The sequence below is a fragment of the Scandinavium sp. genome, from assembly GCF_036271055.1.
In the GTDB taxonomy this organism is placed as follows: domain Bacteria; phylum Pseudomonadota; class Gammaproteobacteria; order Enterobacterales; family Enterobacteriaceae; genus Scandinavium.
This window is the reverse complement of sequence record NZ_DATBBJ010000059.1, coordinates 1-15,417: the sequence shown is the minus strand read 5'-3', so window position 1 is coordinate 15,417 and position 15,417 is coordinate 1. Positions and strand designations below refer to the sequence as shown.

The window sequence follows — 15,417 nt, the reverse complement described above, 5'->3', positions numbered from 1 at the left end:
TTTAATTTATTTAAAATGATATAAAAGGCCTGATAATCCAGTAAGCATCGTTATGTTATAGTTATTATCCGGTGAAATAGATGTAATGGATAATATGGCAGGCAATCTGGATCTAAAAGTTCTACGAGCAATTCACGTTCTTTGTGAGGCTGGCAGTGTCACTAAAGCGGCTAATATCCTCAATGTCACTCCGGGCGCGATTAGCTACCTCATTAATAAAGCTCGTAAAGAGACAGGATCTATATTGTTCATCCGCACCCAAACAGGGATGGCACCGGATACCATTGCCAGGGAATTGAGCGCGCGTTACCTCAGTATTTCTCAGGAGCTTTCACGTAGTGAAGAGGGGCCTGCAAATCACAGGCCGATGGTCGTTAGCGCCTACACGTTGGTGGAGCTTTTGCTTTCGCTTGCAGTCCTTAATGAGGAGAGCCAATATCCTGAGCTTATCTTCAACCGGCAAAAATCTAATGATCACCAACGACTTATTAAATTGCGAAACCGTGAAGTGGACCTGGATATTGGAACACGACTGCCTGTGGATAGTTCGATAACACAGCTTCGTTTCTATGCAGGCAATGCGGGTGTGCTGGTCCGTAAAAATCATCCGACAGTCACAGACAAAGTCACGTTAGAAGACTGGCGAGCAAACAAGCATGTGGCGTGGCTGCGTGGAATGCATTTTATCAATGATGATTTTTCTGATACGCATAAATTTAATGAGCTCGCAAATGACAGGGACATCGCCTTTACGTCCAGCAGCTCTCTCAACCTGGTCACAGTATGCATGCTGAGCGATGTTATGGTGCTGATTCCAGAGGTTGTCGGGCGGAAACTGGCTTCAATCATGGCGGTGAACTGGTTCAAACCGCCTGAGGAGATCGATATGCGCTACGAATGTTACCTCCATTATCACCGCGCGATGTCAGGCAACGAAAGTATGAAAAAGCTGGTGGCGCTATTTGACAGGGTCTTTGATATTGAATCCTCATCTTGATTCATGGGAGAATGTGAGTGGATTCGGGGCGCATAAGATACGGCGATTACCCGCGATGATCAGGTTCAAAGTGAACTTCAAAAAGGAAAGGGATCTCCGAGACGAGGCCCTATTTAAGGAATAGTTATGTTTATCAATTCAAAACGAATCTTTCATACAATCACCCTGTCTGGTTTGATTGCACTGAGTCTGACCGCTTGCGACCAGGCAGGAACAGCTCAGCAAAAAATCGCTTATGTTGATATGTCTACCGTGTTGAAAGACTCGGTCCTCGGAAAGCAAGAAACCGAACATAATCAGAAAGTAAAAGAGCGCCTCCTGAGTGCCAGCAAAGCCGCTGAAACACAGTATAAAGAGATGCCGGTCGCTCAGCAGGAAGAAAGCCGGAGAGCCGATGCGGTGATTATTAACCGCCAGTGGCAGGCAGAGCAGCAGCACGCAAGATTTGTCAGCATCAAAGCAATCAGAGATGCGGTAGAGGCATATCGTCAAAAAAATAAAATTGATATGGTCCTGACTGCGGATCAGGTGCTTTCGGCGAATAAAGAAAGCGATATTACTAAGCAAATTATTGGTCAATTGGCCGACTCTCATATTGATTATGGCCGCTTGCCAGAGATTACTACTAAAGATGTTAAGCAGCCTGCCACGCAAAACGATAATGCAGCGCAGGACGAAAAGTCTCAACCGAAAAAAGGTTGATTGAGAACAGAACTAAAAACGGGCATATTTGCCCGTTTTTTTATGCCATTAATTTGAGCTGCATGAGTGAGGGGGGAGTGAAAACTCGTCTATTTACTTACTCCGTGCAATTAGGATTTATCGCCTTGTTTCATTTGTCCCTGAAAAATAGAGTAATAGCCGGACACTATTAAAAAGGAATATCAAATGAAAAAGACAGCTATCGCAATGTCCCTTCTCTTTATCGCCTCGGGTGCAATGGCACAGGGCGAAATTCAGCATGCTACAGATGACACCGTTCAGGCCGCCCACGCGGGGGCTGACACAGCTAAAGAAAAACTGCATCAAACTGAGCACCGCACTCAGGAACAGATGGATAAAGCGAAAAGTGATGGTTCTGCGACCGATAAAATGAAGCAGGACGGTCAGAAAGCATGGAATCAAACTAAAGAAGGTAGCGAAAAAGCCTGGGATAAAACCAAGCAAGGCTCTGAAAAAGCCTGGAATGGCACCAAAGAAGGTAGCCAGAAAGCATGGGACAAAACCAAAGACGGCAGCGCGAAAGCGTGGGATGCCACCAAAGAGGGCAGCAGCAAGGCTTGGGATAAAACCAAGTCCGGTGCGGAAGACCTGAAAAATAGCGTCTCTAACTAATCGTTACACATCGCTATCAATAAAGAAGCCCGCATGTATTGCGGGCTTTTTACGTTTTGGCTTAAACCGTTTTATCGTGTAATGGTTTGCGGTCTTCAGCACAAAATCGTTAATGCCCATCCTGGAACAGCAGATCCATCAGATTACCGGTATCCATATTTTCGCCACTTAGCTTACGCAGCAGCATTTCACTGGCCAGGGTTTGCAGAGAGAAGACGATGTCTGGCTGCACGCGTTTAATCTTGCTCAAATTTTTATCCGAATTGACCAGCGCCAGGATTTTGGTGTCTGCACTCACGACTTCTTTCGCTGCCAGCACGATAAACGCGTTATCGGAATCATCATTGCGCAGCACCAAAATATAACGCGCTTTGTCAGCCCCTGCGTCACGCAGGGTTTTATCGGAAGAGGGATCCTCAATCAACACGTCAGCTTCTGGCGGATATTCATGGGCGATACCTGGCGGCACAATCACGGTAACGGTTTCATCCCGCTCGGTCAGTCCGTTATAAACACTCAGCGCCAGCGGTGTCGCGCCGATAATAATCATATGGTTCTTTCGCATGGCGTGTGAAATTCTTCCTTTAATCAATCGTTTGAGATTACCGCCTATCATCGGGCCAATAATGGCGCTGATGGACGTGGCGAAAACGGTAATGCCGAGAATAATGATCGAAACGGTAAACAGTCGTGCCGATGCCGTCACCGGCACAATATCGCCGAAACCGACAGTCGACATACTCACCGTCGAGAAATAAAGCGCCGTGGAAAGCTCATCAATCGCTGGATGGAACTCATCCCCCAGATACAACGAGCCGCTCAGCGCGTAAGTCAGCAGTGAGGCAAAGCTTATCAGCGCAAACAGCGTACCTGCAGCGAGGCTCGACTGGCTGAATTCACGCCAGAACCACAGCAAACACAGGCAATCCAACAACGACAGATAGCCAATATGATGGCTGCCCGTCGGAAGAAGAAGATCGAACAGCGCGACGGCGATAAGCAAAATCAGTGAGAATGACCAGGCAACGCGAGCGCGCAAAAAGAGGCCAATACTCATCAATACTATCGCAATCCCAAGCACGACTTTGGGCAGCGTCAGCAGGCCAAATGTTGTGATTAAGTCCTTCCAGTCGGTAAATGCGCCTCTCGCCTGTGGGATGAAATGGTAAATATTCAGCAGGAGCGGCTTGAGGAAGATACTGCCGATCAACAGGGTGAGCATGCCGAGAACGCGATGCGGCCTGAATACAGATTTAATCGTGGTGATTTTGCTGGCGAATGTTTTCATAAATTCCATTTTCGTCGGGGCGTTGATTGACGAAACTGCACGTTCCGGTCGAACCCATACTACCGCTCTTTACAACAAGACCGAAATGCTGGAATGCACAAGTAACTTCTGAATTCATGAGAAATGCCTGAACGGGAAGAGAGAAAAATTCCCCGTTTGCGGTCCGCTTCCCGGTTAATTGTCATAATTCTGTCACACTCAATTTACTTTATGAACGCATGAGGGTGAGTGATGAGAAAAAGTCTATTGGCCGCAGTGATTATCGGCACGCTGACGGCAGGTTTTGGCGCGCAGGCAGAAACAACGCCTCAGGGCTATCAGCTTCAACAGGTGTTGATCATGAGTCGGCATAATCTGCGCGCACCGCTCGCCAATAATGGCAGCGTGCTTGAGCAATCTACGCCGAATAAATGGCCGGAATGGGATGTCCCGGGCGGGCAGCTCACCACCAAAGGCGGCGTGCTGGAAGTCTACATGGGCCATTACATGCGTGAATGGCTGGCAGAGCAGGGGATGGTGACGACTGGTGAGTGCCCGCCGCCAAATACCGTTTATGCTTATGCCAACAGTTTGCAGCGTACCGTCGCGACGGCGCAGTTCTTCATCACGGGCGCGTTTCCGGGCTGTGATGTGCCAGTTCATCACCAGGACAAAATGGGCACCATGGACCCGACCTTCAACCCGGTGGTCACTGACTCCTCCGCTGCGTTCAGTGAGAAGGCGGTGAAGGCGATGGACGAAGAGCGGCAGAAAATGAAACTCGACGACAGCTATAAACTGCTGGAGCAAATCGTCGACTACAAAGATTCGCCGTCCTGCAAAGAGAAACAGGCGTGCTCACTCATCGATGCAAAAGATACGTTCAGCGCACCGTTTGAAAAAGAACCGGGCGTTTCCGGGCCGTTGAAAGTCGGTAACTCACTGGTGGATGCGTTTACGTTGCAATATTACCAAGGCTTCCCGCTCGACCAGGTTGCGTGGGGGGAAATCAAAACAGATCAGCAGTGGCGTGTGTTGTCCGAACTGAAAAATGGTTATCAGGACAGCCTGTTTACCTCGCCGGACGTGGCGCGAAACGTAGCGGCTCCGCTGGTAAAATACATCGATAAGGCGCTGGTGACCGACGCGGCGAAAGCGCCAAAAGTCACGCTGCTGGTGGGGCACGACTCCAATATTGCCTCGTTGCTGATGGCGCTGGATTTCAAGCCGTATCAACTGCATGACCAATACGAACGCACGCCGATTGGCGGCAAAATTGTGTTCCAGCGCTGGCATGACACGTCCGGCAATCGTGAATTGATGAAAATCGAATATGTGTACCAGAGTACGGAACAGTTGCGTAACGCGGATGTGTTGACGCTCAAAGCCCCGCCACAGCGCGTGACACTTGAACTGAAAGGCTGTCCGGTAGATGCCGACGGTTTCTGTCCGGTGGATAAATTTAATGCGGTGTTGAATAACGCAGTGAAGCAATAGCAGGCAGGCTCCCCCGCGCAGAGCGGGGGAGAGATTCTCAGACGTTTTTACGTTCGATAGTTTGTTCGCCCCAAAACAGCGAATCTTTATCGGTTTTGCCAAAGGCCAGCGACAGCACTTCATCGTTGCCCTCTTCCCATATTTTCTCAGCCAGTTTTTCGTCGTATTTCGCGACTTCAAAAATGGCCTCCGCAATTTCCGGTGAGGTATTACGCAAGCTGGCCCATTCGCCGACGTGATGCGCTTTGGATTCCTGAGTTGGCATATTACGCCTCCTTCTGACTGAAATTAGGCTTTGAATTTCACGGCAAGATTGGCGACGTGCTGCCCTTGATAGCGGGCAATCGACAACTCTTCCTGGCTGGGTTGGCGAGAGCCATCGCCACCGGCAATCGTGGTCGCGCCATAAGGCGTGCCGCCGCGTACCTGGGACACATCAAACAGTTCCTGGGCCGCATAACCGATAGGCACAATAATCATGCCGTGATGGGCAAGGGTCGTCCAGGTTGAGGTAATGGTTTGTTCCTGACCGCCACCGGTTCCGGTGGAACTAAAGACGCTGGCGAGTTTGCCGTACAGTGCGCCGGATGCCCACAGGCCGCCGGTTTGATCGAGGAAGGTACGCATCTGTCCGGCCATATTGCCGAAACGGGTCGGGGTGCCGAAGATAATCGCATCGTAATCTGCCAGCTCCTGCGGCGTGGCGACCGGGGCGGTATGGGTTTTGCCCCCGGCTTTGGCGAACACCTCAGCTGACATGGTTTCCGGCACGCGTTTGACGGTAACTTCCACGCCCTCGACCTGATTTGCGCCTTCTTCCACGGCTTTAGCCATCGTTTCGATGTGTCCGTACATGGAATAGTAGAGAACCAGAATTTTAGCCTTTCCACTCATAGCGTTACTCTCCGTTTTGACACTGTGTTTACCCAAGATACTCCTGAAAGTGTTGGTCACATACCCCGTCTGGTCAACTTTATGCGAGGATCTTCATAAAATTTGCTGGAAGTGAGTGTGCATAAATTCATTATTATTCAATTGATTAGCGAGATATGTTTAAGCGTGTTCTCTGTAGCAAAATGACACACTTTCCTCGCTGGTTATTTCGTAAGCGATAAGAAGCGCTTATGGACCACGCAGCGGCAAGATCATGCTTTCGGCCTGGCGCATGTTGCAGAATATTACCGTTCGCTGGAGGATTAAGCCGCTTCCACTAAGCTTAGTTCCACGCGATGCAAAACAGGGCTCTGGCCCGCGTCGTAGCGTAGAAGTATCCGTATTCACGTAATGCAATATGATGTCTGAACAACGGGAGGTCCGTAATGGCAAACCATCGTGGCGGTTCGGGGAATTTTGCCGAAGACCGCGAAAGAGCATCAGAAGCAGGTCGTAAAGGTGGCCAGCACAGCGGGGGGAACTTTAAAAACGATCCTCAACGCGCCTCTGAAGCGGGCAAAAAAGGGGGTAAAAACAGCCACGGCAGTAATCGTAATAGCTAGTGGGCTGTCGCAGTAAAGATGTGACGAAAGCAGCCACATCACCATACCCCGCCGCCGGGCCTTCCCGGCGGTTTTTTTGTTTCTGGCAGTTGCAGGCACTAGCCGGAATCTGCACACTGATGGGCTGAATGTCATCCCGGCGGTGCTATGTCCTTTCTTTCTCGCTATCAATTTTCTGTCAAGCCTCAGGAAGCGCTCCTGATCGTCATCACCATGTTCTGGGGCGGCACGTTTCTCGCCGTACAATATGCCGTCACGCTCAGCGATCCGTTCTTTTTTGTCGGCCTGCGTTTTGCCACAGCGGCGATAGCGGTCGGGCTGTTGTCGTTGCGTTCACTGCGTGGCTTAACGTTGCTGGAACTGAAAGCGGGTGTGGCGATCGGTATTGCTATCGCTTTCGGCTACAGCTTGCAAACGTGGGGATTGCAGTCCATTTCCAGCAGCAAATCAGCCTTTATTACCGCCATGTACGTGCCGTTGGTGCCGCTATTACAGTGGCTGTGCCTGGGACGAATACCGGGGTTGATGTCCTGCGTCGGGATTGCGTTAGCGTTTATCGGCCTTATTTTACTCGCCGGGCCAGATGGCAATGTGTTGGCACTGGGCGCGGGTGAGTTAATTACGCTAGTGGGCGCCCTGGCAATTGCCGCCGAAATTATCCTGATCAGCGCCTGGGCCGGAAAAGTTGATGTGCGCCGGGTGACGGTTGTGCAGTTAGCAACGGCATCGCTGGTGGCCTTCACCATGATGATCCCCGCCGGGGAATCGGTGCCGTCGTTCTCACCCGGTTTGCTGGTGGTCGCGCTGGGGCTGGGGATTTTCAGCGCCATCATTCAGGTGGTGATGAACTGGGCGCAGCGCAGCGTGTCGCCCACCCGAGCGACCGTCATTTATACCGGTGAACCCGTTTGGGCGGGCATTTTTGGTCGTATGGCCGGGGAAAAATTACCAATGCTGGCATTACTCGGCGCGGCGTTTATTGTGGCGGGCGTATTAGTCAGCGAATTGAAATTTAAAAAGAAAAAAGTCCTCCCATTGACGGTAGAAGAGTCAGAAAATAAATGCACGGCGCAGGAATAAGGAGAGGCGGATGACACAGACTCCAGGGAAAAAAACGGGTAAGCGCAGCCTGGCGGTGAGCGCCAAAAAAGAAGCGATTTTGACGGCGGCGTTAAATACATTTTCACATTACGGCATTCACGGCACGCGACTGGAGCAGGTAGCGGAACTGGCTGGCGTGTCGAAAACCAATCTGCTTTATTACTACCCGTCGAAAGAAGCGCTGTATGTGGCGGTGATGCGCAACATCCTCGATATCTGGCTCGCGCCACTGCGTGCGTTTCGTGAGGAATTCACCCCGTTGGTGGCGATTGGGGAATACATTCGCCTCAAGCTTGAGGTATCACGTGATTATCCCGAAGCGTCGCGGTTGTTCTGCCTGGAAATGTTGCAGGGTGCGCCATTGTTGATGGCTGAACTGACGGGGGATTTAAAACCGCTGGTTGCAGAAAAATCGGCGATTATTTCAGGCTGGGTGGAAGAGGGCAAACTCGCGCCCATTGACCCGCATCATCTGATCTTCATGATTTGGGCCGCCACGCAACATTACGCGGATTTTTCCACGCAGGTGGAGGCGGTGACCGGCAAAACGCTGCGCGATGAAACGTTCTTCCAGCAAACGGTGGAGAACGTGCAGCGGATGATTATCGAAGGGATCCGTCTGCGTTAACGCGCGGGCGGTAACGGGCAGCTCAGGTCGCCTTCTTCGCAATTAAGTAGCGATTCAAGCCACGCGGTGCGTTCCACGGTTTTGTCCGTCAGGCACTGGCTGTTGATCATCGGTTGAATGCTGCCGCCTTCTGTACCGGAACTGATCAGCGCGCAATCGGCATCCCGCAGGGCGATCCATTTTTGCTGGGCGGTTTTTAGCAGTGTTTTCGTCGCTTCCGGCGCGCGTTTCATGGCCGTGCCGTAAGTCTCATTCAGCTTCGTATCAGCCTCTTTCAACTGCTTCGCAGCGCAGGTATTCATTTCCATCTGATTGCTGGCGTTGCCACAGTCATCTGCCAATGCGTTAGCGCTGACGAGCAGCGTCATCGCGGCAAGAATGCTCAATTTCATGATGTTCTCCAAATAAAAAAGGCCCCGTTTCCGGAGCCTTAATTACCACAGCCTTAGCCGATTGTCATCAGGCTGGCGTTGCCTCCCGCTGCGGCGGTGTTCACGCTCAGCGAACGTTCAACGTACAACCGTTCCAGCAACAGATTGGTTTCACCTCGGGCGAAGCCTTGCACCGAGATAATCGCGCCGTCGCGGGCTGCCACCTGCTGGCAAAGCTCGCGCAACTGATCGGAATCACCGTGGTAAATCACCGCGTCGAAATCTTCTCCTGCAATCTGTTCACACTTAGCGAAGCGAATACGGTCGCTGACGGCTTTCGGCAACTGTTTTGCGAGGGTGTGATGCAGCGTTTCATCCGGCCACAACACTTCGCTCCCGACCGCTGTAACGGCTGTGAGCTGCGTCAGCGCGTCTTCTTCGTTATCGGCCAGACACAACACGCGTTCGCGTGGCATCAGCGTCCAGGTGTTGCGCTCGCCAGTTGGCCCCGGAAGCAGACGCTGCGTTCCGGCCTGAGCCAGCTCGCCATAACGGCGGCACAGCGTTTGCAATGCGGGGCGGTTGGAAGCCCATTCATTCAGCGCAACCAGCGGTTGTTCCAGCAGCGTTTTCATCTGTGCATCTACAGGTCGTTCCGCATCCTGACGGTTCAGCGTAGTCAACAGCGCATCGTCTGGACGGCTGCAAAGCAGGCGATACAGATACATCGGGCCACCGGCTTTCGGACCGGTTCCGGACAACCCTTCGCCACCAAACGGCTGCACGCCAACCACTGCGCCAACCATATTGCGGTTCACGTACAGGTTGCCAACGTTCGCGCTGCCGGTCACTTTAGCGATGGTTTCGTCGATACGGGTATGAACGCCGAGCGTCAGACCGTAGCCGGAAGCGTTGATTTGCTCGACCAGACTTTCCAGTTCGTTGCGGTTGTAGCGCACGACGTGCAGTACCGGGCCGAACACTTCTTTTTGCAGCTCATCAAAACTTTCAAGCTCTATAAGCGTCGGTGGCACGAAGGTGCCGCTGGCCCACTCGCGGCGGTCATCGCTGTTTTCACGCGCGGCCTGGAACACCGCACGACCTTTGGCGCGCAGCGTTTGAATATGACGCTCAATATTGCCTTTGGCTTCGGCATCGATCACCGGACCGATGTCCGTAGACATACGACCAGGGTTGCCCATACGGCACTCTGCCATCGCACCTTTCAGCATCGTCAGCGTGTGGTCGGCAATGTCATCTTGCAAACAAAGCACGCGCAGGGCGGAGCAGCGTTGCCCGGCGCTGTCGAAAGCGGATGCCAGCACGTCAACGACAACCTGTTCGGTCAGCGCGGAAGAGTCGACGATCATCGCGTTCATTCCGCCCGTTTCGGCGATAAGCGGTGTCGGACGGCCCTGCGGATCGAGGCGGCTGGCGATATTGCGTTGCAGCAGCGTCGCCACTTCGGTTGAACCGGTAAACATCACGCCACGCACACGGTTATCGGAGGTCAGTTGCGCACCAACGGTTTCACCGCGACCCGGCAGCAGTTGCACCACGCCAGGCGGCACACCGGCTTCCAGCAGAATGGCAATACCTTGCGCGGCGATTAACGGCGTTTGCTCTGCCGGTTTTGCCAGCACGCTGTTGCCTGCGGCAAGGGCGGCGGCAATTTGTCCGGTAAAGATAGCCAGCGGGAAGTTCCACGGGCTGATACAGACCACCGGGCCGAGTGGGCGATGGGTTTCGTTGTCGAAATCATCACGGACTTGTCCGGCGTAGTAATGCAGGAAATCGACCGCTTCACGCACTTCGGCAATGGCGTTGCTGAAGGTTTTTCCGGCTTCGCGCACCAGAATCCCCATCAGTTGCTGCATCTGGCCTTCCATCAAAATGGCGGCGCGTTCGAGGATGGCGGCACGTTCCTGCGGCGGTGTCGCGAACCAGATTGGCGCACTGTTGACCGCGCTGGTCAGCGCTTGCTCCACTTCACGCTCTGATGCATCACGCGTATAGCCGACAATATCTTTTGGCTCAGCCGGGTTAATCACTGGCTGCATATCGCCATCTTCAACCGCGTTTTCCAGCATTGGCAATGCGCGCCACTTTTGCAGTGCGCTGTTGAGCAGGGAAGAGGAGAGCGACGCCAGGCGGTGTTCGTTAGCGAGATCCAGCCCGGACGAGTTGTCACGGCCTTCACCGTACAGTGCGCGCGGCAGTGGGATCTTCGGATGCGGCAGCCCGACCAGCCCTTCCTGCTGTGCCAGTTTTTCAACGGCGGTGACCGGATCGGCAACCAGTTCATCCAGCGGCAATGTGCTGTCCGCGATACGGTTAACGAAGGAGGTGTTGGCCCCGTTTTCCAGCAGACGACGCACCAGATACGCCAGCAGCGTTTCATGGGTGCCGACCGGCGCATAAATACGGCACGGGCGGTTCAGTTTACCGTCGGCAATTTTGCCCACCACTTGTTCATACAGCGGTTCACCCATGCCGTGCAGGCACTGGAATTCATACTGGCCCGGATAGTAGTTCTGACCTGCCAGTTGATAAATGGCCGCTAAAGTGTGGGCGTTGTGCGTAGCGAACTGCGGATAAATCAGATTCGGCACGGCCAGCAGTTTTTTCGCACAGGCGAGGTAAGACACATCGGTATAAACCTTGCGGGTATAAACCGGATAGCCCTCGAGCCCTTCGGTCTGCGCGCGTTTGATTTCGCTGTCCCAATACGCGCCTTTTACCAGACGGATCATCAGACGACGACGGCTACGGCTGGCGAGGTCGGTCAGGTAATCGATCACAAACGGACAGCGCTTCATATAAGCCTGAATGACAAAACCGATGCCGTTCCAGCCGGCGAGCTCTGGCTCGAAGCACAGTTTTTCCAGCAGATCGAGGGAGATTTCCAGACGATCGGCTTCTTCTGCGTCGATGTTGATGCCAATGTCGTACTGGCGCGCTAACAACGTCAGCGATTTCAGTCGCGGATACAATTCGTCCATCACGCGGTCGTACTGCGCGCGGCTGTAGCGCGGATGCAGCGCCGACAGTTTGATCGAAATCCCCGGGCCTTCATAAATGCCGCGCCCGTTCGAGGCTTTACCAATCGAGTGGATCGCCTGCTGGTAAGAAACCATGTACGCCTGTGCATCGGCGGCGGTCAGCGCTGCTTCGCCGAGCATGTCGTAGGAGTAGCGGAACCCTTTATCTTCATGCTTACGGGCGTTTGCCAGCGCTTCAGAGATGGTTTCGCCAGTGACGAACTGCTCGCCCATCAGGCGCATCGCCATGTCCACGCCTTTGCGGATCAAGGGTTCACCGCTCTTGCCGATAATACGGTTCAGGGAACGCGACAGGCTGGTTTCGTTGTGCGTTGATACCAGTTTACCGGTGAACAGCAGGCCCCAGGTGGCGGCGTTAACGAACAGTGACGGGCTGCGGCCAATGTGCGACTGCCAGTTACCGTTGCTGATTTTGTCGCGGATCAGCGCATCGCGAGTGGCTTTGTCCGGAATACGCAGCAGCGCTTCCGCCAGGCACATCAGCGCCACGCCTTCCTGCGAAGAGAGGGAAAACTCCTGCAACAGACTCTGTACCATGCCCGCGCGACCGCTGGCGGTCTTCTGATTACGCAGTTTTTCCGCCAGTTGATACGCCAGTTTGTGTGCCTGCTCAGCGATATTTTGCGGCAGACGCGCTTGTTCCAGCAGCATTGGCACGGCGTCGGTTTCGGCACGGCGCCAGGCGGCGGTGATCGCCGAACGGCTGACCGACTGCGGCAGGATCTGCTCGGCAAAATCGAGGAACGGCTGGTGCGACTCTTCAGCCTGAATAACGCCTTCATCGCTTTCATTCGCCGCGCCGGAAAGCAGGGCAGGCAATTCTGGCAACGCTTCGTCGTTTTCCAGTTTTTCCAGATAATTGAAAATGGCCTGTTTAATCAGCCAGTGCGGCGTACGGTCAATGCGGGTCGCTGCGCTTTTAATGCGTTCGCGCGTGGCGTCGTCAAGTTTTACGCCCATGGTTGTGCTGCCCATGCAGGAACTCCTGTTGTTCTGTTACTGCTACTTTAGTTGCACAGAAATATCTACCATGTTGCAACTTTGTGCAACCGTGTTAAGTGTGACCTCGCCAGCAATCAGAAAAAGCAATGGCTTGTTAAAAGGACGTAACCGCAAAAAAGACGCGAGAAATATGCTGAATGTGCCAGTTTCATGCGGCGCTTAACATTTTTTAAAGGTGCAACCGACTAAAGCGTGAGCGAGTGCAACCTATAAGAAATTGATCGTGTTGATGGGATGTTTTATCTGTAAATGCAGTGTTAAATCGTTTGTGAATAAATTCCGCTTACGGCAGGATACGCTCCGCCCGTAACAATTAATCTGGTTCTACGTTCCGGAATCAGGGATAAAAAAGCGTTTTACCCCGAAATAATTCGAGCGGAGCTCACGCACCTGCGGCTCGAAACAGGACGGGGAATTTATGGAGAATTATTGATGGCTATCAGCACACCGATGATGGTGACGTTTTGTATTTACATCCTGGGGATGATCCTGATTGGGTTTATTGCCTGGCGAAACACCAAAAACTTTGACGACTATATTTTGGGTGGTCGCAGCCTTGGGCCATTCGTGACCGCGCTGTCAGCGGGCGCATCCGACATGAGCGGCTGGCTGCTGATGGGGCTGCCGGGCGCCATTTTTATTTCCGGTATCTCTGAAAGCTGGATTGCTATCGGCCTGTGCGTCGGGGCATGGATTAACTGGAAACTGGTGGCCGGGCGTCTGCGTGTGCACACCGAAGTGAACAATAACGCACTGACTCTGCCGGATTACTTCACTGGCCGTTTTGAGGATAACAGCCGCGTGCTGCGTATTATTTCCGCGCTGGTTATTCTGCTGTTCTTCACTATCTATTGTGCATCCGGCATTGTGGCGGGGGCGCGTCTGTTCGAAAGCACTTTCGGCATGAGCTATGAAACCGCACTGTGGGCGGGTGCTGCTGCAACCATTATCTACACCTTTATTGGTGGCTTCCTGGCTGTAAGCTGGACCGACACCGTGCAGGCGAGCCTAATGATTTTCGCCCTGATCCTGACCCCGGTGATTGTGATTATCACCGTCGGCGGCTTTGGCGATTCGCTGGAAGTCATCAAGCAAAAGAGCATTGAAAACATCGACATGCTCAAAGGGCTGAACTTTGTGGCGATTATCTCGCTGATGGGCTGGGGGCTGGGCTACTTTGGTCAGCCACACATTCTGGCGCGTTTCATGGCGGCAGATTCCCATCACAGCATCGTTAAGGCGCGCCGTATCGGCATGACCTGGATGATCCTGTGTCTGGCGGGTGCGGTCGCGGTGGGCTTCTTCGGTATCGCTTTCTTCAATACTCACGCCGATCTGGCCGGTGCGGTGAATCAGAACTCAGAGCGCGTGTTTATCGAACTGGCGCAAATTCTGTTTAACCCGTGGGTAGCAGGCATTCTGCTGTCGGCGATTCTGGCGGCTGTGATGTCTACGCTGAGCTGCCAGTTGCTGGTGTGCTCCAGCGCTATTACCGAAGACTTGTACAAAGCCTTCCTGCGTAAAGGCGCGAGCCAGAAAGAGCTGGTATGGGTGGGTCGTTGCATGGTGCTGGTGGTGGCCTTAGTCGCGATTGCGCTGGCTTCGAACCCGGAAAACCGTGTGCTAGGACTGGTAAGCTACGCGTGGGCCGGTTTCGGTGCTGCGTTTGGCCCAGTGGTGCTGTTCTCGGTGCTGTGGTCACGCATGACCCGCAACGGCGCGCTGGCAGGCATGGTTATCGGTGCTGTGACCGTTATCGTCTGGAAACAGTTTGGCTGGCTGGGTCTGTATGAAATCATCCCAGGCTTCATTTTCGGCAGTATCGGGATTGTCGCGTTCAGCCTGCTGGGTAAAGCGCCTTCTGCTTCGATGCAGAAACGCTTTGCCGAAGCGGATGCGCATTATCACTCCGCGCCGCCGTCCAGCTTGCAGGTTGAATAAGCCTTATCGTCTGATGAACACTAGCCCGCTTATGCGGGCTTTTTTCTTGCTAATCGCCTGAAAATGCGCTGATATCTTCCGGCAAAAAAACAATGAGGATAGCAGGCAATGAATATAAAAATGGGGTATGCCGCCATCGCTTTGGCGTTCGCGCTGAGCGGTTGTACAGCTACATCGCAAAAAACCACCGCAGACACGCAAAGCTGCAAAGCCGATAACCAGATGCAGCAGACCACCCTGTATTTCGGTTTAAGTCGTCCGGCGGGGAAAGACATCACGCCGCAGGAGTGGCAGCAGTTTGTTGATAACGACGTTACCCCGCGTTTTCGCGATGGCCTGACGGTATTTGATGCGCGTGGGCAGTGGCTCGGCAACGACGGTAAAGTCGCGCGTGAGCAAAGCAAAGCGCTGATGCTGATCCACGGCAAAGATACGCAGAGCGAAAGCAATATTGAAGCATTGCGGGGCGTGTATAAATCCCGCTTTGCGCAGGAATCGGTGATGCGGGTCGATCAGCCGGTGTGCGTTCAGTTTTAATAAAAAACGGCGGGGAATGCCCGCCGTTATACGGATTTGATTTTGTAGATACTGTTATGCCACGCAAGCATTTTCCATATGCAGAGTGGCATCGAACGGCTGTCCTGATTTCAGGACGCCGTACGCCACCTGCGCCAGTTTGCGCATCATTGCCCCGATTATCAGCTTCGCGCTCTTCCCGTT

14 protein-coding genes are annotated in these 15,417 nt (G+C 53.2%); 9 read left to right on the top strand and 5 right to left on the bottom strand.

All coding sequences use genetic code 11. The annotated features are described in order from the left end of the window. Positions 1 to 85 precede the first annotated feature (85 nt). The 3 genes from VH187_RS08160 (at position 86) to VH187_RS08150 (ending at position 2,332) form a co-directional block, all read left to right on the top strand. Positions 86 to 997, top strand: a complete 912-nt coding sequence (locus VH187_RS08160; protein ID WP_329700962.1) for a LysR family transcriptional regulator — start codon at positions 86 to 88, stop codon at positions 995 to 997. 126 nt (positions 998 to 1,123) lie between these two features. After that, a complete protein-coding gene (locus VH187_RS08155) occupies positions 1,124 to 1,699 on the top strand; it encodes an OmpH/Skp family outer membrane protein (protein ID WP_329700961.1) in 576 nt (191 codons plus the stop codon). A 186-nt stretch (positions 1,700 to 1,885) separates the two neighbouring features. After that, a complete protein-coding gene (locus VH187_RS08150) occupies positions 1,886 to 2,332 on the top strand; it encodes a hypothetical protein (protein WP_329700960.1) in 447 nt (148 codons plus the stop codon). Positions 2,333 to 2,441: 109 nt separating this feature from the next. On the opposite strand, the gene kch is transcribed toward VH187_RS08150, so the two are convergent. Further along, the gene (gene kch / locus VH187_RS08145) at positions 2,442 to 3,620 is read right to left on the bottom strand and encodes a voltage-gated potassium channel protein (RefSeq protein WP_329700959.1); all 1,179 of its coding nucleotides are present in this window, start codon (positions 3,618 to 3,620) and stop codon (positions 2,442 to 2,444) included. A gap of 231 nt (positions 3,621 to 3,851) precedes the next feature. On the opposite strand from kch, the gene agp reads away from it, so the two are divergent. Beyond that, positions 3,852 to 5,096 (top strand): bifunctional glucose-1-phosphatase/inositol phosphatase, encoded by a 1,245-nt coding sequence (gene agp / locus VH187_RS08140; RefSeq protein ID WP_329701335.1) that lies wholly within the window; start codon positions 3,852 to 3,854, stop codon positions 5,094 to 5,096. A gap of 37 nt (positions 5,097 to 5,133) precedes the next feature. Here the strand turns inward: agp and VH187_RS08135 are convergent, their stop codons facing one another. Next, positions 5,134 to 5,361 (bottom strand): YccJ family protein, encoded by a 228-nt coding sequence (locus VH187_RS08135; RefSeq protein WP_329700958.1) that lies wholly within the window; start codon positions 5,359 to 5,361, stop codon positions 5,134 to 5,136. A gap of 23 nt (positions 5,362 to 5,384) precedes the next feature. Further along, positions 5,385 to 5,990 carry an NAD(P)H:quinone oxidoreductase gene (gene wrbA / locus VH187_RS08130; protein WP_329700957.1) on the bottom strand — a complete coding sequence of 202 codons (606 nt, stop codon included), beginning with the start codon at positions 5,988 to 5,990 and terminating at the stop codon, positions 5,385 to 5,387. A gap of 425 nt (positions 5,991 to 6,415) precedes the next feature. Between wrbA and VH187_RS08125 the strand changes: the two genes are divergently transcribed. The 3 genes from VH187_RS08125 to rutR all read left to right on the top strand — a co-directional run bounded on the left by VH187_RS08125 (position 6,416) and on the right by rutR (position 8,321). Next, positions 6,416 to 6,592 (top strand): con-10 family general stress protein, encoded by a 177-nt coding sequence (locus VH187_RS08125; RefSeq protein WP_097164821.1) that lies wholly within the window; start codon positions 6,416 to 6,418, stop codon positions 6,590 to 6,592. Between the two features lie 147 nt (positions 6,593 to 6,739). Next, positions 6,740 to 7,672, top strand: a complete 933-nt coding sequence (locus VH187_RS08120) for a DMT family transporter (RefSeq protein ID WP_329700956.1) — start codon at positions 6,740 to 6,742, stop codon at positions 7,670 to 7,672. 10 nt (positions 7,673 to 7,682) lie between these two features. Next, positions 7,683 to 8,321, top strand: a complete 639-nt coding sequence (gene rutR / locus VH187_RS08115; protein WP_329700955.1) for an HTH-type transcriptional regulator RutR — start codon at positions 7,683 to 7,685, stop codon at positions 8,319 to 8,321. On the opposite strand, the gene VH187_RS08110 is transcribed toward rutR, so the two are convergent. Together VH187_RS08110 and putA are read right to left on the bottom strand one after the other, a co-directional pair. After that, positions 8,318 to 8,713: a lysozyme inhibitor LprI family protein gene (locus VH187_RS08110; RefSeq protein WP_329700954.1), complete on the bottom strand. Its 396-nt coding sequence runs from the start codon at positions 8,711 to 8,713 to the stop codon at positions 8,318 to 8,320. The genes rutR and VH187_RS08110 overlap by 4 nt on opposite strands. A 53-nt stretch (positions 8,714 to 8,766) precedes the next feature. Then, positions 8,767 to 12,729, bottom strand: a complete 3,963-nt coding sequence (gene putA / locus VH187_RS08105) for a trifunctional transcriptional regulator/proline dehydrogenase/L-glutamate gamma-semialdehyde dehydrogenase (protein ID WP_329700953.1) — start codon at positions 12,727 to 12,729, stop codon at positions 8,767 to 8,769. 459 nt (positions 12,730 to 13,188) lie between these two features. On the opposite strand from putA, the gene putP reads away from it, so the two are divergent. Then, positions 13,189 to 14,697: a sodium/proline symporter PutP gene (gene putP / locus VH187_RS08100; RefSeq protein ID WP_329700952.1), complete on the top strand. Its 1,509-nt coding sequence runs from the start codon at positions 13,189 to 13,191 to the stop codon at positions 14,695 to 14,697. Positions 14,698 to 14,805: 108 nt separating this feature from the next. Then, on the top strand, positions 14,806 to 15,234 hold the full coding sequence (locus tag VH187_RS08095) for a DUF3574 domain-containing protein (RefSeq protein ID WP_329700951.1): 429 nt from the start codon (positions 14,806 to 14,808) through the stop codon (positions 15,232 to 15,234). The last annotated feature ends 183 nt before the right edge of the window (positions 15,235 to 15,417 follow it).